This window comes from Chitinophaga eiseniae (assembly GCF_012641265.1).
Lineage (GTDB): Bacteria > Bacteroidota > Bacteroidia > Chitinophagales > Chitinophagaceae > Chitinophaga > Chitinophaga eiseniae_A.
In genome coordinates, this window is record NZ_JABAHZ010000003.1 from 170,017 (window position 1) to 191,741 (window position 21,725).

15 protein-coding genes are annotated in these 21,725 nt (G+C 48.3%); 6 read left to right on the plus strand and 9 right to left on the minus strand.

The window, feature by feature from the left end; translation table 11 throughout:
• The first annotated feature begins 32 nt into the window (after nucleotides 1–32).
• Nucleotides 33–980, plus strand: coding sequence for an endo-beta-N-acetylglucosaminidase H (locus HGH91_RS14535; RefSeq protein WP_211092304.1), 948 nt, complete (start codon nucleotides 33–35; stop codon nucleotides 978–980).
• Between the two features lie 55 nt (nucleotides 981–1,035).
• Here HGH91_RS14535 and zwf read toward each other — a convergent pair whose 3' ends face one another.
• A complete protein-coding gene (zwf, locus tag HGH91_RS14540; RefSeq protein WP_168739302.1) occupies nucleotides 1,036–2,541 on the minus strand; it encodes a glucose-6-phosphate dehydrogenase in 1,506 nt (501 codons plus the stop codon).
• 136 nt (nucleotides 2,542–2,677) lie between these two features.
• Nucleotides 2,678–4,426, minus strand: coding sequence for a glycoside hydrolase family 9 protein (locus HGH91_RS14545; RefSeq protein ID WP_168739303.1), 1,749 nt, complete (start codon nucleotides 4,424–4,426; stop codon nucleotides 2,678–2,680).
• Between the two features lie 255 nt (nucleotides 4,427–4,681).
• Between HGH91_RS14545 and HGH91_RS14550 the strand changes: the two genes are divergently transcribed.
• Genes HGH91_RS14550 through HGH91_RS14560 form a run of 3 tightly spaced genes read left to right on the plus strand, consistent with a single transcriptional unit; the run spans nucleotide 4,682 to nucleotide 8,257 of the window.
• Entirely contained in the window at nucleotides 4,682–6,682 is a 2,001-nt protein-coding gene (locus HGH91_RS14550; RefSeq protein ID WP_168739304.1) for a TonB-dependent receptor plug domain-containing protein, read from the plus strand.
• A gap of 4 nt (nucleotides 6,683–6,686) precedes the next feature.
• Entirely contained in the window at nucleotides 6,687–7,760 is a 1,074-nt protein-coding gene (locus HGH91_RS14555) for a cytochrome-c peroxidase (protein ID WP_168739305.1), read from the plus strand.
• Between the two features lie 8 nt (nucleotides 7,761–7,768).
• Nucleotides 7,769–8,257, plus strand: coding sequence for a molybdopterin-dependent oxidoreductase (locus HGH91_RS14560; protein ID WP_247651750.1), 489 nt, complete (start codon nucleotides 7,769–7,771; stop codon nucleotides 8,255–8,257).
• Nucleotides 8,258–8,259: 2 nt separating this feature from the next.
• Here HGH91_RS14560 and HGH91_RS14565 read toward each other — a convergent pair whose 3' ends face one another.
• The 7 genes from HGH91_RS14565 to HGH91_RS14595 form a co-directional block, all read right to left on the minus strand.
• Nucleotides 8,260–8,601 carry a winged helix-turn-helix domain-containing protein gene (locus tag HGH91_RS14565; protein ID WP_168739307.1) on the minus strand — a complete coding sequence of 114 codons (342 nt, stop codon included), beginning with the start codon at nucleotides 8,599–8,601 and terminating at the stop codon, nucleotides 8,260–8,262.
• A 64-nt stretch (nucleotides 8,602–8,665) separates the two neighbouring features.
• Complete coding sequence (locus HGH91_RS14570) at nucleotides 8,666–10,105, minus strand: DUF4832 domain-containing protein (RefSeq protein ID WP_168739308.1); 1,440 nt, start codon at nucleotides 10,103–10,105, stop codon at nucleotides 8,666–8,668.
• A gap of 3 nt (nucleotides 10,106–10,108) precedes the next feature.
• Complete coding sequence (locus HGH91_RS14575) at nucleotides 10,109–11,722, minus strand: fibronectin type III domain-containing protein (protein WP_168739309.1); 1,614 nt, start codon at nucleotides 11,720–11,722, stop codon at nucleotides 10,109–10,111.
• Nucleotides 11,723–11,851: 129 nt separating this feature from the next.
• A complete protein-coding gene (locus HGH91_RS14580; protein WP_168739311.1) occupies nucleotides 11,852–13,345 on the minus strand; it encodes a RagB/SusD family nutrient uptake outer membrane protein in 1,494 nt (497 codons plus the stop codon).
• A gap of 27 nt (nucleotides 13,346–13,372) precedes the next feature.
• On the minus strand, nucleotides 13,373–16,855 hold the full coding sequence (locus HGH91_RS14585) for a TonB-dependent receptor (protein WP_168739313.1): 3,483 nt from the start codon (nucleotides 16,853–16,855) through the stop codon (nucleotides 13,373–13,375).
• Between the two features lie 192 nt (nucleotides 16,856–17,047).
• Entirely contained in the window at nucleotides 17,048–18,178 is a 1,131-nt protein-coding gene (locus HGH91_RS14590; protein WP_168739314.1) for a FecR family protein, read from the minus strand.
• Nucleotides 18,179–18,259: 81 nt separating this feature from the next.
• A complete protein-coding gene (locus HGH91_RS14595) occupies nucleotides 18,260–18,829 on the minus strand; it encodes a sigma-70 family RNA polymerase sigma factor (RefSeq protein ID WP_168739317.1) in 570 nt (189 codons plus the stop codon).
• Nucleotides 18,830–19,043: 214 nt separating this feature from the next.
• Here HGH91_RS14595 and eat point away from each other — a divergent pair, with 214 nt between their 5' ends.
• Together eat and HGH91_RS14605 are read left to right on the plus strand one after the other, a co-directional pair.
• The gene (eat, locus tag HGH91_RS14600) at nucleotides 19,044–20,360 is read left to right on the plus strand and encodes an ethanolamine permease (protein ID WP_168739319.1); all 1,317 of its coding nucleotides are present in this window, start codon (nucleotides 19,044–19,046) and stop codon (nucleotides 20,358–20,360) included.
• Nucleotides 20,357–21,715 (plus strand): glutamine synthetase family protein, encoded by a 1,359-nt coding sequence (locus HGH91_RS14605; RefSeq protein ID WP_168739321.1) that lies wholly within the window; start codon nucleotides 20,357–20,359, stop codon nucleotides 21,713–21,715. The genes eat and HGH91_RS14605 overlap by 4 nt, the downstream gene beginning before the upstream one ends.
• The last annotated feature ends 10 nt before the right edge of the window (nucleotides 21,716–21,725 follow it).

Here is a 21,725-nt window from a genome sequence, read left to right on the forward strand (position 1 = left end):
ATTTCTTCATTCATTTAAACAAGCAAGTTGGTATGAAACAACAATTCCACCCGCTGCGGCGTACTGCCGTGGGCATCACTGCTGCTATGGCCCTATTTCTCGCAGCTGCCTGTACAAAAGAAAATAACACCCCGCCACCCGCTAAAAACACCGGGGCAAAAACGGAAACCGTTACCAAAGCAGGAGGCATCTCTGTCTGCTATGTGGAAGTAAACAGCAACAGTTTACTCAATACCGGCAAATACACCCTTACTACCGGTGGGCAACAACTGTTTGATATTGCCATCATCTTTGCCGCCAATATCAACTACAATACCACCACCCATCAGGCGGTGTTGTACAACAACCCCAACGTATCTGCTGTATTGACTAACAAAGCCACACAGATAGTGCCCCTGCAAAACAAAGGCATGAAAGTATTGCTGTCTATACTGGGAAATCACCAGGGCGCCGGCATCAGCAATTTTACCAGCAGAACAGCTGCACACGCATTTGCCAAACAACTCAGCGATACAGTAGCCTACTACGGCCTGGATGGCATCGACTTCGATGATGAATATGCCGACTATGGCACCAATAACACCACTCAGCCCAACGATAGTTCTTTTGTAATGCTGGTAGATGAACTGCATCAGCTGATGCCCGGTAAGATCATTTCCTTCTATTACTATGGTCCTGCAGCTTCCCGCTTATCATGGGGAGGTAAACGGGTAGGCGATATGGTTAACTATAGCTGGAACGCTATTTATGGTAGTTACTCCGTTCCTAATGTGGCGGGTTTGCCTAAGAGCAACCTGGGCCCTGCCGCAGTAGATATCCAGGCTACGTCTCAAAGCACGGCCAATTCACTGGCTACGCAAACGAAAAACAATGGTTATGGCGTGTACCTCTGGTACAATCTTACCAGCACGGATAAGCATACCTATTTTTCAGGGGTATCTAATATCCTCTATGGAAGCACGGTTAAGTATACCCCCTGAGGCATACAACAAAGAGAAACGGGAGCGCTAAAGGCTCCCGTTTCTCTTTATGATTTTACTTGATGCTTTCTTCCCTGGCCGATAACCGGAACCAATCTTTGGCATAAGGCTTCAGCAAAGCGGTAGCCGCTGTGGGCCCCCAGGTACCGGCTTTATAGAGATGTAATTCTTTTGCAGGGTATTTCTTCCACGTATCCAGTATCGGCATCACTACTTTCCAGGCGGCTTCTACCTGGTCGGCCCTCATAAACAGGGTAGTATTACCATCCAGCACATCGAGCAACAATGCTTCATATGCCTCGGGAATAGTTTCTGTATATGACTCCTGGTAGGTGAAGTCCATTTCTACCGGTTTAAGTTTCATCTTCAATCCCGGTACTTTACTTTCAAACAATAAGCTTATTTCCAACTCCGGTTGTATGCTGATGATTAAGCGGTTGGGCGTAAGGTCATCTTTGAAAATTTTATGCGGAGAGTCTTTAAACTGTACCACTATCACGGAAGATTGCACCGGCATTGACTTCCCTGTGCGCAGGAAGAATGGTACGCCTTTCCAGCGCTCATTATCGATAAATAATTTAGCGGCTACAAATGTTTCTGTATTGGAGGTCGACAGTACATGCTCTTCTTTGCGGTAAGGTACCCGCGGTGTACCATGCACGTTGCCAGCGGTATATTGGCCACGGATCACGCTTTTCAGTACCTGTGCCGGCATAAATGGCCGGATGGATTTCAGCACTTTTACCTTGGCATCACGGATCAGTTCCGATTTATAAAATTTGGGAGGTTCCATGGCGATGATACACAACAGCTGCAGCAGGTGATTTTGTATCATGTCGCGCAGGGCGCCGCTGCCATCGTAGTAACCACCGCGTTTTCCTACGCCTACTTCTTCTGCTACGCTGATTTGTATATGATCGATGTATTGCTTGTTCCACAAGGGTTCGAATACATAGTTTGCAAAACGGAAAGCCATAATGTTCTGTACCGCTTCTTTTCCCAGGTAGTGATCTATGCGGTAGATCTGTTTCTCTGAAAAACGTTTTCCTAAAAAGCGGTTCAGTTTTTTGGCTGTATCCAGGTCGGTGCCAAAAGGTTTTTCCACTACAATGCGATCCAGCTCGTCGCGGTTGCAAACATTGTGTTTAGACAATGCTTCGGCGATGATTTCAATGAAGCGGGGCGCTACCGCAAAGTAAAAAATGCGGATAGCGTTCTGTTTCTGCTTCTTTTCAAACGCATCCAGCCTGGCTTTCAAACCGGTGTACGTTTCTGCCTTCACGAAATCGCCCTGCAGGTACACAATATTTTTGGCGAACTCATTCCATTCTTCGTCATTGGCCTTTCCGTTCCGGCTAAACTCATTCACACCGGCCAGGAGGTCCTGTTTAAAGGCTGCTTCGTCTTCTTCCAGGAAATCCACGCAATAGATGGTGAATACGGGAGGAAGATGTTTGTCGGTGTACAGGTTGTAAAGTGCCGGAATCAGTTTTCTTTTTGTCAGATCCCCTTTTGCGCCGAAGATGGTGATGGCGGCGGGGACTATTTTTCCAGGTTTCATCGAAGCATCGGTTTATATGCCATGTAATTTAAGCATCAATTCCCGGAAAATGCTAATACAATTTTGCGATTCCCTGTTATCATTTCTTCAACAGTCACATGGATAATAAATTACCTATATCTAAACCACGATATGTTTACAGGTAACCTACCTCCTCCTTCAAGGCATCGATACCGCTTACAAGATATACCAGTGGCGCGTTCCAGTTGATCGCAATTTCATTGCTGGCATAGGCTCCGGCTTTATCTGTGTAGGCTGTTTCCGGTTCTGTAAACTCGTAAGTGCTCTTGTCCTGCCGGCCCGGGTTAGGTCCTCCCACCAATAACCCCGGCACTGGCGCCGTAATACCATCGGCAATAGAAAGGCGATGATGCGGATGCAGGGGCGATTTGCTGCCTATACCTGTTACAAAGCAATAGGTGGTGGCATTGCGGCCCAGTAAATAATCCAGGTTACCCAATGCAGCATATGCGTATCGCCGGTCACGGGTAAGCCTATACGCATTCAGCAGTACTATGCCCTGGTTAGCGGCTACGGAACTACTGCCCCATATAAAATCCCCCGGCGATTGCCCCATCACCGTATGGAAAGCGCTCGTATTCGCCGCCATCACGTATTGGTTGGCCAACGCCAGTACCCGTTCCTTCATTTGTTGTATGACCGTGGCGGTACTGGCGGGCAAGTCTTTCGCCCGCAACAGTGAATAGTACCCCAGCATGCCCACATTTGCCCAGGAAGGCAAACTAACCGGGTCGCCTATATGTTTTTCCACTACGCTGAAAAACTGCGGGTCACGGGTGGTGATATACAGTTCCGATGCGGCCCATAGCCATTCATCGGCAAAGTACCGGTCGCCATACCCACCGGTGGTAATAGCAGGCTGGTACACTTTATTGAGACTATCCTGGTCATAACGCAGGGCCGGATGCTGTAATGCCCATTGCCAGGCTTTCCCGGCAGCCTCCCGGCATTGGGTCGCCAATGCGGGATTGAAAGGTTGCAATATGCGGGCCGCCTGGGCGGTAACAGCGGCAAAGTCCAGCGTGGCAGCGGTGCCTTTCTGTACTACATACCGCGGTGCTTTAGTTACTCCCGGCATTACCATCCCGTCGAAATCTGCGTTGGTGCATTTATTATACACCCCGCCATCTGCAGGGTCCTGCATAGTAAGCATCCATTGCAGGTTGTATACGGCTTCGTTTAAAATATCCGGTAGGGCATCCCCGCTCTCAGGAATGTTCGTATTTAACTGTTTGAAATAACCGGGAAAATCTTCATAGGCGGAGAGCAATGTACCCATGGTAATACCGGAATTAACGATGTATTTGTTGTAATCTCCGGCATCATACCAGCCGCCGGGCGTGGCAATCACCGTACCTGCCGGCCGGGTAGCACTGGCTGCCCCGGGATGTACCAGCACCGCCGTATCCGGGTGCCCGGCCGGCCGATGCCACTGCCCCGCAAAACGGGCTTCCAGCGGTATATTGGAACGCTGGTAATAATACCCTTTAAGCGCTGCCACCGCTACGGGATGATACACGCCGGCATTGACAGGGAAAACCGGCGACTGCCCCGCACCCGGCACCACGACTACAAAATCGCCCGGTGTGGTAAAAGCCGAAAAATCGGCGATACGGGTGGTAGTGGAAGAATGCACAGAGCGGGTGGCTTTTCCTAACCGGCCACGGAAAACAATTTGCTGCGAATGAGAAGGAGTAATGTAAAAGCTGTCGCCCTTTACAGGCTGTGTCACCACGGCTATTTTCGGCGCATGGGGATAAAAACCTGCCTGGTTCAGTGTAATGGAAAGGTCGGGTTGCTGTGCATGCAAACAGCCCCCCAATAGCAATGGGAGACCGGCAAAAACGGACTTGTTACCTAACATGGAATATCGCTTTAAAATGCCTGTCAAGATAGTCGTTTTAACCTTATCTCCGGGTTTATTTAAAAAATTTATAATCTGGTGATTGATTGACTTTTTAACAATTTCCCCCTATCATTGTACCCAGATTCAACCATACACCCTAACACTTCAGCTTTTTTTCAGCTTTCCATCCCGGTTATTGTGTCATTGTCATTGCAGCCTGGTAAGCATTTTCTAACCGTTATTCATAAAAATGAATAACGAAAATAAACGTACATGCACAAAGCGTTACTCAGCATTACCCTGACCATGGGATTAATGGCCCCCGCAGCAGCCCAGGTAAAACAAGACAGCAGCCGTGTATTTACCCTTGGAGAAGTAATATCCTACGGCCGGCACACCGACTCCGTCAGCACTATTACCCTGAACCAGGTACAATCCTTTCATCGCCTGAACGTGGCTACAGCGCTCAACTTGCTGCCCGGTATCAGCCAATCCAATGTAGGCCCCCGCAATGAATCCATGATTTATGTACGCGGGTTCGACCTGCGGCAAACACCGGTATTTATCGACGGAATACCGGTATATGTACCCTATGATGGTTATGTAGACCTGGCCAGGTTTACCACTTTCAACCTGTCGAAGATAGTAGTGGAAAAAGGCGGCGCTTCTGTATTATATGGCCCTAACACTATGGGCGGCGTTATTAACCTCATCTCGGCCAAACCTATACACACGCTGGAGGTAAACGCCTCCGCCGGATGGCTTACCGGCGGCCATGAAGAAGCGCTGAACATAGGCAGCCGCCTGAACAAGTTTTACCTGCAAGGCGACATTTCCCGGTACCAACGCGACTACTACAACCTGTCTAAAGACTTTCAACCCACCAAAACAGAAGATGGCGGCCGGAGAGACAACGCCTACAACAACGACTGGCGCTATGGTTTCAAACTGGGATTTACCCCCAACAGTCGTAATGAACTGGCTATCGGGTATTCCCACCAGGAAGGCACCAAAGGCACACCAGTGTATACGGGCACGGATACACTCAATTCACAGTATAAAAGTCCCCGCTACTGGCAATGGCCCAAATGGAATAAGGAAAGTGTGTATTTCCTGTCGAACAGTACACTGAACGATCATAGCCACCTCAAAACGCGCCTGTATTACGACCGGTTTATCAATGTGCTGAAAAGCTTCGACGATGCTACTTATACTTCGCAGAAAAAGCCCTATGCCTTCACCAGTTACTACAACGACTATACGCTGGGGGCTAATATCGAATACGGCTATACGCTGTCTGCCGCCAACCAGTTGAAAGCGGCGGTTCATTTCAAACAGGATGTGCACCGCGAACACAATGAAGGCGAACCGGAAAGAAAAGTAGCCGATAACACTTTTTCCGCGGGCGTTACCGACCAGCATACCTTCAATACCCAATGGACTTTGCAAGGAGGAGCTGCATTCAACTACCGTCAAAGCCTGGATGCACAGAACTATAACAGCCAGACCAAAACCATCACCGATTTTCCCGGTAACAACAGCCACGCTATAAATGCACAGGCCAAGGTGATATATACGCCAGTAGCGGGCCGGGACTTCCGGTTTTCGGCAGACCGTATGACGCGATTTGCCACCATTAAAGACCGTTATTCCTACAGGCTGGGTACCGCCATCCCCAACCCGGACCTAAAGCCTGAAAACACACTGAACTTTGCGCTGCAATACACCGACACGCGGATCAGGAAGGTGAACCTCGATGCCAGCATCTTCTACAGTCATATACAAGATGTCATTCAAAATGTGAATAATGTAGTGTATGACACCAGCAAACGTCAATGGCTGTCGCAAGCCCAGAACAAAGGACGGGCGGCTTACTACGGCGCAGAAATAGCGGCCACCTGGCATATTTGCACTGCCTTTACCAGCGGGTTAAATTATACGTTCATCAAACGTAAAAATCTCGATAACCCCAACATCCGCTTTACCGATGTACCTGAACATAAAGCCGTTGGTTGGCTGCAATACCATATTTCCTGCTTTAGCCTCCTGCTAAACGGTGAATACAATGCCGACCGCTATAGCACCAGCTATGGTACCCAGGCGCCGTCATTCTTTCTCCTGCATGCCAGCGCCATGGTGAAGCTCACCAACTGGCTGAAGCTGCAGGGAGGCGTGAATAACATTTTTGATAAAAATTATATGCTTACCGAAGGATACCCTGAGCAGGGCAGGAATTATTTTGCCAGGGTACTTTTCAATTATACTTATTTTTAGAGAGATGAATAAGCGCTGGCTCTTACGATGGTTTGGTATGGCCGCCCTGTTGTTTACGGGCAGCCGGTGGCTACCTGTACCCGAACCCTATGTGCCTGTATACCCCGCCAATTTTGGTAACCGGCTAAATATCCCGGCAGATAATCCATTAACCAAAGAAGGCGTGCTCCTGGGAAGAAGGTTGTTTTATGAACCGCTGCTTTCTGCCAACAACAAAGTATCCTGTGGCAGCTGTCACCAGCAGCAGCGGGCCTTTACCGATGGGAAGAAATTCAGCACCGGCATAGACAGCATTCCCACCGAACGTAACAGCATGTCGCTCGCCAACCTGTTATGGGTACGACATTTCTTCTGGGATGGCAGGGCCGAAAGCCTGGAGCAGCAAGCACTTACGCCGCTCACCGCATTGCATGAAATGGGGCAGCCCCTGGATATCAGTGCAGCAAAACTACGCCGCAGCCAACGCTACACGGCCCTTTTCAACGCTGCCTTTGGCAACAGCAATGTCACCAGTGATCAGATCTTAAAAGCCCTGGCACAATTTGAAAGAACCTTGATTTCTGCCAATGCACCGTACGACCGCTATCTTGCCGGCCAGTATCAGCTCTCTCCGGCAGCGGAGAGAGGCATGCAGCTGTTTATGAATGCGCCGGATCCGGGAAAAAAGATACGCGGCGCCAACTGTGCCCACTGTCATGGTAGTCCCAAATTGTACATGGAATTATTTCATAACAATGGCCTGGATAGCCTACCCCCGGACCGGGGCAGGGAAAAGCTCACCGGCCTTGCGACCGACAGGGGCAGGTTCCGCATTCCAACGCTCCGCAATATTGCGCTAACGGCGCCATATATGCACGATGGACGCTTTAACACCCTGGAGGAAGTGCTGGATCATTATAGCGAACATATCATCCAAAGCCCTTCCCTTAGCCCGGTGCTACGCAATACCTCCAACGATATTAACGGCACATCACTTAAACTCAGTAGCAGCGAGCAAAAAGATATCATCGCCTTTTTGCAGCTGCTAACCGATTCAACATTTATCAACAATCCACAATTCTCCAATCCTTTTAATTGATGCATCTCATGAAATATACTTTGCTCCTTTTTTTGGCCACTATTTTATTGCATAGCCGCCTGTCGGCGCAATCGGCCACCATCAGCGTAACGGGAGAAGTAACCCACCCGCTGCAACTCAGCGCCGCCGATATTGCTGCGATGAAAAAAGTAACCGTACAGGCCACGGATCGCGATGGAAAAGCACATAGCTATACAGGCGTGCCGGTAGCCGATATCCTGCAACAGGCAGGGGTTACCATGGGAGCACAGCTCCGTGGAGAAAACATGTCGAAATATTTGCTGATAAAATCAGGCGATGGGTATGAGGTGTTGTTTTCCTTGCCTGAACTCGACGCCGCTTTTACGGATCGTGTGGTGATACTGGCCAGCCAGGTAGATGGGCAGCCGCTGCCCGAAGGGAAAGGGCCATTCCGGATCGTAGTGCCCGGCGAGAAAAAGCCGGCCCGCTGGATCTGGGAGGTAACGGCTATGACTGTACGCTTTGCGAAGGAATAGTATCAGGGCCATTCTTCCATACGGGCAGCTGCGGTTACCAGGAATTGCTGAAAGGAAGTATTCAGCTCGTGAAATAGCCGGATGGCGGCTTCGCCTTTGGGCGTAAGCGAGGCGCCGCCGCCATTCTTCCCTCCCCGTTCCATGATGACCAGCGGATGGCCCGTCCGCTTATTCATCTGGTCTACAAAATCCCAGGCCTGCCGGTAAGATAGCTTCATGGCGGTAGCTGCCTTTTTCAAAGACCCTAACTCGCCAATCTTCTCCAGTAATTCAATTCTTCCATATCCCAGGAAAGGCCCTTCAATAGTTTCTATCCAGATGCGCCCATTGGCTATCAGTTTCATGTTATACAGTATCGGTGTGCCCTAAAGATAACAGGAAAATTGGCCGATGCTACTATCCCGGTCATTATTGTACGGTGATGCGGCCCAGCCGGTACCAGCCATCTGCTGTTCGGCCTTCAATAGCCAGGTTCACCCTTGGCTCATTCGTTTGCCGGTCTGTAATACCAATGTCCAGCTGGTAGTCTCCTGCCGGCATTTCAAAGGGAAGCTGGATCGCACTATCATATAAATTATCTCCCGGCAACCAGCTGCAAATATCAGCATCAGTTGTCCTCACCACCGTATGGCTGCCATTGGTCAAACGAATAGCCAGTGAAAAATCTTTCCGGTAAACAGGCGCCACACCTTTATTCTCCCACCAGGAAGTGAAGGTGAGATTGGCGCCCCTGCTGATTTCCCGGGGATAAGTAAACTTCCGTAATGCAAATCGATATCCCATACTGTTCAACCAACGGTTCACGGCCGGCCACCATTCTTTCGGCACCGCCGACGACTTGGCATTAAAGCTGGAGATATGCCACTTCAGCGACTGATCAATGATGTAATTAATGTCCCATCCCTCGTCTTTCCATTTTTGTATCACCCAGCAAACCTCCAGGCTTACCGGCCCTTTCTTCCATGCATCCCGCATACCGAAATTGATAATGCCTTCGGGGTAGTAATCGTACATGTGTGACCAATTTTTGTCGAATCCGCCCATATCGCCCAGGCAGTCGATCCGCCAGCCTATAGGGGCTTTAGACAACGCATACTCATTTGTTTTTTTATCGGTCAGCAAAGCAATCAGCGGCGTTTTCCTGAAATGGTCGGTATAAGCATCCACCAGCGCGGCTCTCGTTTTCTGTGACAACAGCGACGCGCCCCTGCCTTCTCCCCAAAAACCAACCACCGACAAGTCAACCGCTTCCACATCGGGGTGTCCATCATAATGCTGGCCCATGGCGGCAATCAGGCCGCCAAAATATTGCGCATACCGGCTGTCTTCCGGGTCTACCCGCCAACCGGTACCACCATCTTCTATCCATTCATTTCTCTTACCCACTAAAGTGCGGTACCAATCCGGTACATCATTTCCCTTACTGTCGCCTTCTCCATAGGGAGCTACCCGGATCATCAACGTTTGGCCGCGGTCATGCGCAGTTTTCAATGCCTGATCGATGAGCGCCCAGTTGTATTTTCCTTTCTCCGGCTCCAGGAAACGCCAGTACACCCGGAAATAAGCGATAGTGGTAGCCGGGTAATCTTTGTTTGCCAGGCTGCCATTGAACCGCTGATAGTCGATCGGCTTCCCTTCTGTCCACCCCAACCCGGTGTTCAGTGTATCACCATTAAATCGCTGAAAAGTAGTGAAGCCAATTCCCGGGTTATTTAACACACTGTCAATTTCTTTTGGTGTCACCCGTACAATTCCCTGTTTGGCGAAATCAATCATTTGTGCGAATGCAGTATTACCAGGCATTACCACCCACAACAATATCATTTTAACCAGGTGCGCAGATTTCATAACTTATTTTTTGATAGTGATATCATCCAATATTGCCGGGGTATTTCCTGTGTTCTCCAACACCACCCGGATCGTTTTCTTGTTATGGCCATATTCCAGGCCGCTTTTGAAATCAATCGCCTGCCGGGTAAAATTCTTTTTAGCGCTGGCTGCTGCAGTGGCTATGGGCGATAGTTCACCGGTTACCATGGCAACGTTGTCAACACCTGCTTTAATCGTACCCTCTCCCTGTAACCAATATTCCAACCGGTAACTGGTGTTATTATCTACGTACACATATTGTTCTATTTTCTGACCGGGATTTAATGTTATACCGTTGCTGCCATTTCTTCCTCTACCTGCTACCAGGCTACCATTGCCTTCCCAGGGCGCCAGGCTGCCACTGTCTTCAAATCCGGGGTTGGGCAACTCATTCCCCTCCTGTAAAGGCCACTGGTAGTAACGGATATAGTCCACCTCCATACTCACGGTGCCTCCCGAGCCATAGGCGCCCAGGAAAACATTCATGAAATGATTCGGCGAAAAAACCTGGTGTTTGTCGGTATATTCCTTTACCAGGTTACCGTTGATATAATGTTTGATGCTGGTGGGCGTCCAGAGAATACCATGTGTTACCCATTTTCCTACGTGATCATATCCTTCTGCGATATGAGTTGCCAGGTTGTGCTGGAATTTTCCGTTCTTATCCACATGGCCGTGCAGTACAAACTGTGCATTGAAATATTCAAACATATCAATTTCAAACACCTGCCCTTTAGGCCGGATACCCTTTATACCATTCACTTCGCCGCCCTCCTGCAGGTAATAGCGTATATCCGGCCCCGGGGCATCGAACCAAAAAGCGGTGTTGAAGCCTTTAGGTTTGCCGATGCTGTCCCGCTTTACCTTTACCTCGAAGTAGCCACCACGACTGTTATCCAACAACATTTCGTTGGACTGCCAGTCATAAGTTTGAATAGAAGATACTTTCTGGTTGCCACCTTTGGTAAACAATCGTACCGGCAGGGAATCATTCACAAAAAGATCTATCGTTTTTCCATTCAACCGGTACGCAGGCTGTGGTAGCTGACCTGCCAGCATTTCTTTACGGGAATCTTCATTCCCGTAGTTCAGCGAAGAAAAATAGTTAGTACTCCATTTATTCAGGTTCAGTAGGCTATCGTTGAACTCATCCTGCCAGTAGAGCATCATCCCTTTGGGGACAGCAGCAGAACTGGGATTAGTGGTCAACTCCTTCATTTCTATTGCATCCTGTGCCCATTCTTTCTGCGTGGTAGCTACTCCTTGCGCCCATTCGCCCTGACCGGCTTTCTTCACAGCCTCCAGCCATACCTGGTAACGGGTGGTGGGCTGTACCTGCTGTAGGTAATATTGCGTAGTAGTAGCCGGCATGATGGCATTGGGCGTAGCTGGCTTCTTACCGTCGGCCGACCAGTACAAACGATACTCCTTTGCCTGCGGATCGCTGTTCCAGTTTACCCTTACCCAACTCCGGGTGCCGAGTAACTGCAACGTTTGTACATGAGCGTTATCCTGGGCAGACGCTGCCTGTGAAAGTCCTGCTGTAGCTAATATTGTGGCCGACAAAATAGCCGGGAAAAGTTTTTGTAAATGCATGTATTAAAATATATTATCGTACAGTAACTTAACTGGTAGCAATAATACCTGGCTAAATAGCCAGGTATTATTGCTTTTGGGGTAACAAGTATATGCTGTAACGTTATTGATATATGCGGACGGACAATATTAGTTATAGCCTGGATTTTGCTTCACCACGCCTTTGGTTTCATCGATCACCTTACGAGGTATGGGCCATAATACAAACTCAGGTTTCACGAAGGTAGACCCTGCATCTTTAGCCCGTTGTATATAAGTACCCCAGCGAATGAGGTCTTCCCTTCTGCTACCACCTTCGCACCAAAATTCAAACAGGCGCTCATCCATCAGTTTTTTCCGGAAATCGTCTTTGCTTAAGCCATCGGGTAATCCACCCAGTCCGGCTCTGGCCCTCACCGTTTTTACCAGGTCGTATGCTTCAGTGGTTGGACCGGCTGTTTCATTGATGGCCTCTGCGAGCGACAACAACACATCGGCATAACGCCATACCACGATATTGGTACCATGCGTTTCACCGGTAGCATTGGGGTCTACACCGTATTTCATCGGTATAGCGCCAATTACATGGTTAGCACGGGCATCATAGATATCACCGGTGGAAGTACGCCATTTTACCAGCAAACGGGCCAGGCGTTTATCGCTTGGGTCGAACTTATCGTAGGTAGCCCAGGGCATTTTATAACCGCCCCACTGCGTCAGAGCTTTGCCGGTAGGATCCGCATAGTTACCTGGCAAGGCATGCGCCAGCCACAAATTACCATCCGATGCATCCATGCGGGTAGACACCGCCAACAGGATTTCCTGGCTGCTGCCATTATTGGCATAAGAGAAAATATCTGAGTAGTTGGTTTGTAAAGAGTGACCCATTTGCTGTAACTGGCGGCAATAAGTGATCACATCCTGCCATCTCTTCTCATGCATATAAAGTTTTACCAGGCCCATCATACAGGCATCTTTGGTAAATCTTCCATAATCGGCGGCAGATAAATCAGCCGCTTTAGGCAACGCATCCAGTGCTTCTTTATAATCCTTTTCGATCTGCGCTACCATCTCCTGCTGGGAAGGTCTTGGAATAGGCGCCGCATTGGGATTTGCAGCATCAGCAGGATTCAGTCTTACCGGTACTGGTCCGTAGTAATTGTACAGGATCTGGGAATAATGCGCCCGCAAGGCTTTCAGCTCACCTACATACTTTTGCTTCAGCGTCTCATCCGGCATATTCATGCCCTGGATTTTATCCATAGCAATGGTAGCATTGGTAATGGCCGGCATCAGCTGGTTATAAAACTGGAACAAGGCATCACCCGGGAACGTTTCGGACAAGTTCAACTTGTTAAACATCTCCCAGCCAGGCCAGCCCCAGGAGCAGATCAACTCATCGGTAGAAGCGCTGGACTGTGGCACCACACCAGGATATCCACAACCCCATATAGCATATCCATCAGGGTTCATCTTGCTATACACAGCGGTTACCGCGAGCTTCGCATCTTCCGGCGTTTTGTAAAAAGAAGTCTCTCCAAATTTATCATATGTCATTTCATCCAGCGATTTTTCACAGGCCGACAGTGAGGTGATCAATCCTATCGCAACAAAAAATTTTATATAGTTCAATTTTCGTTTCATGGTTGTATTGTTTTAGATCAACAAAATTTAGAAACCCACACTGGCGCCTAATGTAAAGGACCTGGTCATCGGGTAAGCATAGAAGTTCTGCAGCTCAGGATCTATGCCTTTATAACCGGTAACAATAAACGGATTCTGCACATTGGCGTATACTCTCAACGTTTTAATGATATCTTGCTTATGCAATAAATTGGCAGGTACACGGTATCCCAGGGTAATGTCGCGGCAACGCAGGAAGCTGGCATTTTCTACCCAGAAATCGGAACTGCTTGCATAGCTGCCATAAGCCGTGTTTAAGCCGGTAGGGAAAGAACCATTGGGATTGTCGAAAGCCCAACGGTCTTTGGATACTGACAATACGTTCCAGCCAAAAGCGGCCAGCTTGGCGTATACATCTGAAGTATTGGAATAGTCGCTGTTAAACTTCTTCTGGATCAATCCGTACATGTAAATAGACAGATCGAAATTTTTGTAGCTGAACTGGTTGCTGAAACCAAAGCTATAGTTAGGAACAGGCTGTCCGTTGCCGGTAGGATCGTTGTTGGTATGGATCTGTACCATGTCGGCAGTAGACAGTTTACCATCTGGTTTTCCGGTGAGATTACCACTGTCGTCGTAGCCATTTACATCCTTGATGATGATTTCACCTGGCAATATACCCGGCATCCAGGAGGGGGCTTTCATTTTTGACGGATCGTAGATACCTTCAGACTGGTAGCCATACCAGGCATTGAAGTTACCGGTAGGATCGATGTATTTCGCCAGCGATTTCAACGCTTCCGGTGAACGTTTTACCCAGGTATTTTTATAGTGGGAGAAATTAATCGTGGTACTCCAGTTAAGACCATTTGGATTTACCAGGTTCTTTGTTTGCAGGTTTACTTCCCAACCTACGCTGCGGGTGGTACCGGCGTTGGTAGCAAAGTTCGGCACCGGGAAATCTGTTGCCAGCGGCACTTTACTGAGCAGGTTGGTAAATCTCCTGGCAAACACATCGAAGGAGCCGCTGATCCGGTTTTGCAGGAAAGCATAATCCAACCCTACGTTGAATTCCGTTTGTGTTTCCCAGGTCAGGTTAGGATTGGCGATCTGGCTAAGCTTCACACCTGGCAGGTTTACACCGCCAATCACAAAAGGTGAATTATTGTCGAAGTAAGTGAACGCACTACTACCGATGTTGGCATTTCCCACTGCGCCATAGCCTACCCTGAGCTTCAGGAAGCTGATCGCTGAAATGGGTTTCAGGAAGTTTTCTTCTGAAATCACCCAGGCAGCAGAAGCGCCGGGGAATGCGCCCCATTTTTTATTGGCGGCGAAGTGAGAGGCGCCATCACGGCGAACAGAGGCAGACAGGATATATTTGCCATCATATTCATACACCACTCTTGCGAAGTAAGACTTCCAGATACGGGTAGAATTACGGTAGGAACCTACAGAGGGTCTTAATGCCGTACCAAAGCCCAGGTTATAGTACAGGAAGTTGTCTGTAGGGAAATGGTCGTTACCTGCGTTTAAACCATCTTTATCCGTGAGCTGATAGGAATGCCCTACCAGCGCATTGATACGGCTTTTTTTGCCAAGATCTTTTACATAGTTCAACGTATATTCTGCCAGCCTGGAAGTAGCGTTGGTTTCATAAATACCTGCTTGTCCTTCAGCCCTGGCGCCGTATAAAAACGTTCTGGGAAAATAGGAGCTTCTTTTTGCGGTGCTCTGGTCATAACTGATGCTACCTTTGGCGGTCAGGCCCGGGAGGATGTTCCACTCAGCATACCCGGAAGTAAGCAGGCGGCTGGACTTCGTATTATCGGTAATCGTCAGGAATGACAGGGGATTCGGGGTATTCTGGTAGTCGGGGTTAATGGGATAGTTACCATCCGCATCCTGGAAAGGCATGGTAGGAGGATAATAGAAAGCAGCGCCAATCATACCGGAGTTTTCGTATACGCCACCGCCAATGCTACCATTATTGGCTTTTGAGCCGGTAGCAATGATGTTAACGCCCACTTTTATTTTTTCGCCGATAGATTGATCCAGGTTGATCTTACCGGAATACCGGGTATAATCAGAGTGCTTCAGTACACCTTCCTGGTTCAGGTAATTACCAGACACGTAGTAACGTGTTTTGTTGGCGGTACCCGACATGGAGATATTATGCTGCTGGGTAAACCCATTCTGCATAATGGCATCTATCGCATTGGGATATGCCTTTTGATCCGCCATCTGCTGCGCAGTATACTTGGGTACAAAAGGCGTTACGGTAGAAGGATCTACGTTGCCATAAGGCGCAATTTTGTTATCGAGCATCCATTTCTCCTGTAATATTTTATTACGTTGCTCCATATAGTCATGTGTATCCAGGATATCGTAATACTTGAGCGACTTTTGGAACGAATGGCTTACATCGTACTGTATGCTGGGGATGCCGGCTTTACCTTTCTTGGTGGTGATCAATACCACGCCGCCTGCTGCCCTGGCGCCATAGATAGCGGTGGCGCTGGCATCTTTTAACACGTCGATGTTTTCGATATCATTGGGATTTAAAAAGTTCAGCGGGGAACGGTTAATCCCGGAGGTGCCATAACGGGTATTGGGTTCTGGTTCACCGGCATCATCGTTTACGATTACGCCGTCTACCACATATAGCGGTCCACCGGAAGCAAACGAGGCACTGCTGCGTATCTGAACAGATACGCCGGCGCCGGGTTGCCCGGTGGTTTGCACTACGTTAACCCCTGCGGCCCTTCCGGCCAGCGCCTGGGTAAAGTTGGTATTAGTAGATGTGTTCACATCTCCCATCTTTACAGAGGCTACGGAGCCGGTTACACTTTTACGTTTCTGGGTACCATATCCTACTACCACTACTTCGCTCAATGCGCTTTCAGTGGATTTTATCCGGATATCCAGTGCTGACTGGCCTGTAAACGCAATTTCCTGGGTTTCATATCCTACATAGCTTACTACCAGGATATCTCCTTTATTGACGTCGAGTTTAAAGTTTCCTTTTTCATCTGTTCTGGCGCCGGTAGTAGTCCCTTTCACCTGGATGGTTACTCCTGGCAGGGAAACGCCTGTTTCGTCCTTTACCTGGCCGGAAACAGGTTGTTTTTGTTGTGGTGCCAGGGTAACAGCAGCTGGTTTAGCTTCTTTCCGCTGGAGGATGATCACACTTTCCTTTATTTCATAGCTAACAGGCTGCCCGTTAGTCAATGCTTCCATGGCTTCTTTGATGTCGGCATTTACCAGGTTGAGCGATACCGGGTGCGTACCTTCCAGGTGCGATTGTACCAGCACCAGGTCGTAGCCGCTCTGGGCCTTGATAGCTTCAATGGCTTTTTTAAACGGACTATTTTTCAGGTGGAGTGTTATTTTTTGTCCAATGGCCGCCACGCTCAGTTGCAGGAGGCACAAGAGAAACAGTACCGGTGCCACCTTTTTTGAAGACGCACCAAAGCATAGGGTTCCTGAGGAACGTGTGGAGCGTTCCTTGGGTTGTTTAACTAAAATCATACTTTTGTTACAGTTAATCGGTTAGTAATAAATTAATCGCTGATTTACGCGCCGAACTACCCTAAAACGACCGGCGTGGGAGTGCGCCTAACACTTTCACGCTTGTTTTGGGGGCGATTCCGATGTTCATTCATGTTGGTCTTTTTGTTACATTCTCCATGTTAATTTGATTTGGTTGTTCACTGATTGTTTTCAATAACGGCTTACAGTTATAACTCGCCCATTCGTGGTAAATTTTACTAATTTGGTGCGCTGCAGAAAATCCAATACGTCCGCCATACTGCGTGACCTGGATATCGAAATTTCAAATTTATCTACGGGGAGGTCGTTGGCGTATACTACCTCCATATTATACCAGCGGCACAGCTTCGGCATAATGTCATAAATGCTTTCTCCATCAAAAGAAAAGTATCCGCTCTTCCAGGCAATCACGGATGCGGTGTTTACGGTTTTCTTGTCAATTTTCCCTGAGTGCTGTACCGTTGCCTGCTCTCCGGGTTGTAAATCCAGTTGGTTATTGATTCTTACGGCTCCTTCCAGTAAGGTGGTTTTTGAATCGGTATCTTCCTGGTAGTTGTCCACATTAAAATGTGTGCCCAGTACCGTTACTTTTTGCTGGTTGGTGATCACTACAAAAGGCTTGCTGGCATCGCGGGCTACTTCAAAATAAGCCTCACCATTCAGCGTTACCTGTCTTTGTGACTGGTGATTGAAGCTAACCGGGAACTTCAGCGAAGAGCCGGTATTCACCCATACCCTGGTACCATCAGGCAGTTGTACCTGGAACTGCTGTCCTTTCCCGGTGACGAGGCTATTATATTGTATTTCGTTGCTGCTGCCGCCGCTTTTTCCATTGAACACATATACCAGTGAGCTATCGGAACTTTTGGAAATATCGGCGCCGGATTGCTGGCCAATTTTACCTGTTTGCTGTGCGCCCAGCTCCACTTTGCTTCCATCGGCCAGTACCAGCACGGCGCCGTTCGGGTTGGTTACCTGGTGGACTGCAACAGCTTCCTTCAGTATATGATGAGTGGCAGCACGCTGATAATACCAGGCGGCCGACAAGCTGCAAACAAGTAAAATAGAAGCGGCTATGGACACCCATTTCACTACGCTTCCCCGCTTTACAGGATTGATCCGTTCGTGGATAACACGGAGCATCTCCAGCTGCTTTTCTTCAGCAGGAGATAGCGCCGGCGCCTGCTGTTCCGGCTGAACAGCATTACACCAATCGTTATAAATTTTCAAATCGTGGTCGGAAGCCGTACCATTGGCTATACGGTCTATTATTTCCAGCAATTCATCGTGGCTGATCATCATGCTTTAAAATGGTCTTTTTCCTGTTCACTTAATGTAAAGGGACATAAGTAGGAGAGATGTCCCAATCGGGATAAAAAAAATTTATAAAAAAACAGACCAACAGGACAGTCGCCCCAGGTAGCTCTTTAATTTTCTGAGGGTAATGGTCAGCTGGTTCCTGACTGTTTTCTCCGATAAGCCCAGCTGCTGGCCAATTTCCCGGTTGGTGAGATATTGCTCCCGGCTCATCTGGAAAATCTTTTTGGCCTGGGGCGGCAGGGTGGCAATAAAGTCGTGGATGGCAGCCTTCAGTTCTTTCAGCTCCATATTCTCTTCCGTTACCTCTTCGGCGGGCGACGGTACTTTCTTTAATATTTCTTCTCTTCTCCTGCTGGAGATGATGAGGCGGGTCAGCTTATACTTCACCGCGGCCAGCAAATAGCCCTTCAGGTGGGTAATATTGAGTTGCGACCTGTTTTCCCATAACCACACGAAGATATCCTGTACCGCATCTGTACATTCATCTTCGTCCATCAGGATGTTTAAGGAATAATCATATAGTGTTGCAGCATAACGGAAATAAATAGTGTTAAATGCCACCATATCGCTTTCCCTCAACTTCTCTACCAACGCTTTATCATCAACACCGTCGTAAAGGGGCAACACTTTCATTTTCTTACATTAAAAGTAAATACTCGTAAAGGCATAATTTTTCATTGTCGACTAACGTGTTATAACATACAACCAGCCAAATTAATAAAAAAACCAGAACTCGCTTACAAATTTGCCAGGACAACAATACTTAAAATTTTCTCACAAAAGAGGGAGTATAATAATATTTTATTTTACGTTATATTTAGAGATACACACAATCGAGATCTTTCTAATGACACAAAACGAGGGCTTAAAGAAAACACTTACTCCCTTTATGTTGTGGGGACTGGGAGTAGGATACGTAATTTCAGGAATGTACTTTGGCTGGAATCTGGGCCTTGAAAAAGGCGGTACCGGGGGAATGGCTATCGCCACTGTGGTGATCATGTTGATGTATGTTACTTTTACATTCAGCTATGCAGAACTGGCCTGCGCTATCCCAAAAGCGGGCGGTGTATTCGATTACGCAAACAGGGCCATGGGAAAAGATATTGGCTTCATTGCAGGTATCGCCCAGGTCATCGAATTTATCCTGGCTCCCCCGGCCATCGCGTTCGCCATTGGCGCCTATTTCAACGCTTTCTTTCCACAGGTGCCCATTCTCACCAGCGCCATTGCCATCTATTTCGTTTTTACCGCATTAAATGTATATGGCGTACAGGCAGCGGCTTCTTTTGAGATGATTGTTACCGTGCTCGCAGTGGGAGAATTATTGCTATTTTCCGGGCTTACCCTTCCGAAGTTTCAAACTGTACATCTTACGCACAATGCCCTGCCCAATGGCTGGGGAGGCGCCTTTGCCGCCATTCCCTTTGCTATCTGGTTTTTCCTGGGTATTGAAGGCATCGCCAATGTAGCGGAAGAAACTAAAAATCCGCAACGCGATATCAGTAAAGGATTTGGCTGGGCTATACTTACGCTCGCCATCTTATGTATCCTGGTATTTGTAGCCGCCACCGGCATTGCAGGCTGGGAAACCATCGTATATAAAAACGGGATCAGTGGCGATACCTCCGATTCTCCCCTACCGCTCGCCATGGCAAAAATTACAGGCGATAACCACCTCATGTATCACCTGCTCATCACCGTGGGATTATTCGGCCTCGTAGCTTCCTTTCATGGGTTGATCCTCGCCGCCGGCCGGTCTACCTACGAAATGGGAAGGGTGCATAACCTACCCTCCTTCCTGGGCAAAATATCTCCCCGCTTTCAAACGCCCGCCAATGCCCTGCTTGGTAATATGGTAATCGGTATCCTGGCCCTGTTGTCGGGTAAAACAGCCGAAATCATCGTGGTATCTGTTTTCGGCGCATTGACCTTGTATATCATTTCCATGGTGTCGATTATCGTGTTGAGAAAACGTGAACCGGATTTACCCCGCCCGTTTAAAGTGGCCTGGTACCCGGCGTTTCCCATCATCGCCCTGGTCATTGCCACCGTTTCCATTATTGCCATGTTCATCTTCAATGGTATATTAGGACTCATCTACTTCTCCGTATTAGCCATCACCTTTTTGCTATACAAAATCTTTAAACCCGCCAATACATGACAACTTCCGAAATATTAGCGTATGTAAAGCAACATCCATCCGGTAAGGTAAAAATAGCTGTTGCTGATATTGATGGCGTACTGAGAGGCAAATACATTGCGGCCGACAAGTTTGCCACTGTCATCGACAGCAAGCTGGGTTTCTGTGATGTCACCTTCGGTTGGGACATGAGCGATGTGGTATATGATAATGTGAAATTCACCGGCTGGCATACCGGCTACCCCGATGCATTGGTACGCCTGGATCTCAACACCTTTCGCAGGATTCCCTGGGAAAATGATCTTCCCTTTTTCCTGGGAGAATTTGTGCTGGAAGATCATTCACCAGTATATACCTGCCCACGGCAACTGCTGCGTAAAGTGATGGCAGATGCGGCGCAACTGGGATGTACACCTTATTTTTCACAGGAGTTTGAGTGGTTTAATTTTTCTGAGACGCCGGATACGGCCCACCAGAAACATTTCCACGATCTTACGCCCCTTACTCCCGGCATGTTTGGTTACTCCATTCTGCGTAGTGCATTGAAAAATGAATACATGAGTAACCTGTTTGAATGGTTGGTGAAATTTGATATACCGGTAGAAGGATTGCATACAGAAACCGGCCCCGGCGTATATGAAGCCGCTATCAAATACGGGGAAATACTAGCGTCGGCAGACAGGGCCCTGTTATTTAAAACAGCGGTAAAGGAAATTGCCTACAAACACGGTATCATGGCCACTTTCATGGCCAAAATAAATGAAAATCTCCCTGGCTGCAGCGGGCACGTACATCAAAGTCTCTGGGACAGCGACAGCAAACAAAACCTGTTTTATAACGATAAAGATCCGCACAAAATGAGCGCGGTGATGAAAAGTTATATCGCTGGTCAACTACATTGTCTTCCGCATATCCTGCCCATGATTGCGCCTACGGTCAACAGCTACAAACGGCTGGTAGAAGGCGCCTGGGCGCCTACCACGCTCACCTGGGGAATAGATAACCGAACAGTAGCGCTCAGGGCATTGCCCTGCAATGAAAAAGCCACCCGGCTGGAAACCAGGGTAGTGGGATCAGATACCAACCCCTACCTGGCGCTGGCGGCATGTCTCGCCGCAGGATTGTATGGCGTAAAAAATAATCTTCCGCTCAACAAAGAAGCTACGATTGGCAACGGGTACAAAGACACGTCCAATGGTGTATTACCACAAAATCTCCATGCCGCCACCCAGCAAATGAAACATTCCGACATCGCCAAAGAACTGTTTGGAGCCTCATTTGTTGAACATTTTACCCTCACCAGGGAATGGGAATGGAGACAATACGCAAAAGCAGTGACCGACTGGGAACTGAAAAGATATTTTGAAATCATTTAATAGCAGGTAT

Bases quoted from the DNA above. Each gene is read 5' to 3' on its own strand.
- HGH91_RS14570 (WP_168739308.1), bottom strand. From the start codon at position 10,105: ATGAAATCTGCGCACCTGGTTAAAATGATATTGTTGTGGGTGGTAATG.
- HGH91_RS14590 (WP_168739314.1), bottom strand. From the start codon at position 18,178: ATGATGATCAGCCACGATGAATTGCTGGAAATAATAGACCGTATAGCC.
- zwf (WP_168739302.1), bottom strand. From the start codon at position 2,541: ATGAAACCTGGAAAAATAGTCCCCGCCGCCATCACCATCTTCGGCGCA.
- HGH91_RS14555 (WP_168739305.1), top strand. From the start codon at position 6,687: ATGAATAAGCGCTGGCTCTTACGATGGTTTGGTATGGCCGCCCTGTTG.
- eat (WP_168739319.1), top strand. From the start codon at position 19,044: ATGACACAAAACGAGGGCTTAAAGAAAACACTTACTCCCTTTATGTTG.
- HGH91_RS14545 (WP_168739303.1), bottom strand. From the start codon at position 4,426: ATGTTAGGTAACAAGTCCGTTTTTGCCGGTCTCCCATTGCTATTGGGG.
- HGH91_RS14605 (WP_168739321.1), top strand. From the start codon at position 20,357: ATGACAACTTCCGAAATATTAGCGTATGTAAAGCAACATCCATCCGGT.
- HGH91_RS14580 (WP_168739311.1), bottom strand. From the start codon at position 13,345: ATGAAACGAAAATTGAACTATATAAAATTTTTTGTTGCGATAGGATTG.
- HGH91_RS14560 (WP_247651750.1), top strand. From the start codon at position 7,769: ATGAAATATACTTTGCTCCTTTTTTTGGCCACTATTTTATTGCATAGC.
- HGH91_RS14575 (WP_168739309.1), bottom strand. From the start codon at position 11,722: ATGCATTTACAAAAACTTTTCCCGGCTATTTTGTCGGCCACAATATTA.
- HGH91_RS14550 (WP_168739304.1), top strand. From the start codon at position 4,682: ATGCACAAAGCGTTACTCAGCATTACCCTGACCATGGGATTAATGGCC.
- HGH91_RS14535 (WP_211092304.1), top strand. From the start codon at position 33: ATGAAACAACAATTCCACCCGCTGCGGCGTACTGCCGTGGGCATCACT.
- HGH91_RS14595 (WP_168739317.1), bottom strand. From the start codon at position 18,829: ATGAAAGTGTTGCCCCTTTACGACGGTGTTGATGATAAAGCGTTGGTA.
- HGH91_RS14585 (WP_168739313.1), bottom strand. From the start codon at position 16,855: ATGATTTTAGTTAAACAACCCAAGGAACGCTCCACACGTTCCTCAGGA.
- HGH91_RS14565 (WP_168739307.1), bottom strand. From the start codon at position 8,601: ATGAAACTGATAGCCAATGGGCGCATCTGGATAGAAACTATTGAAGGG.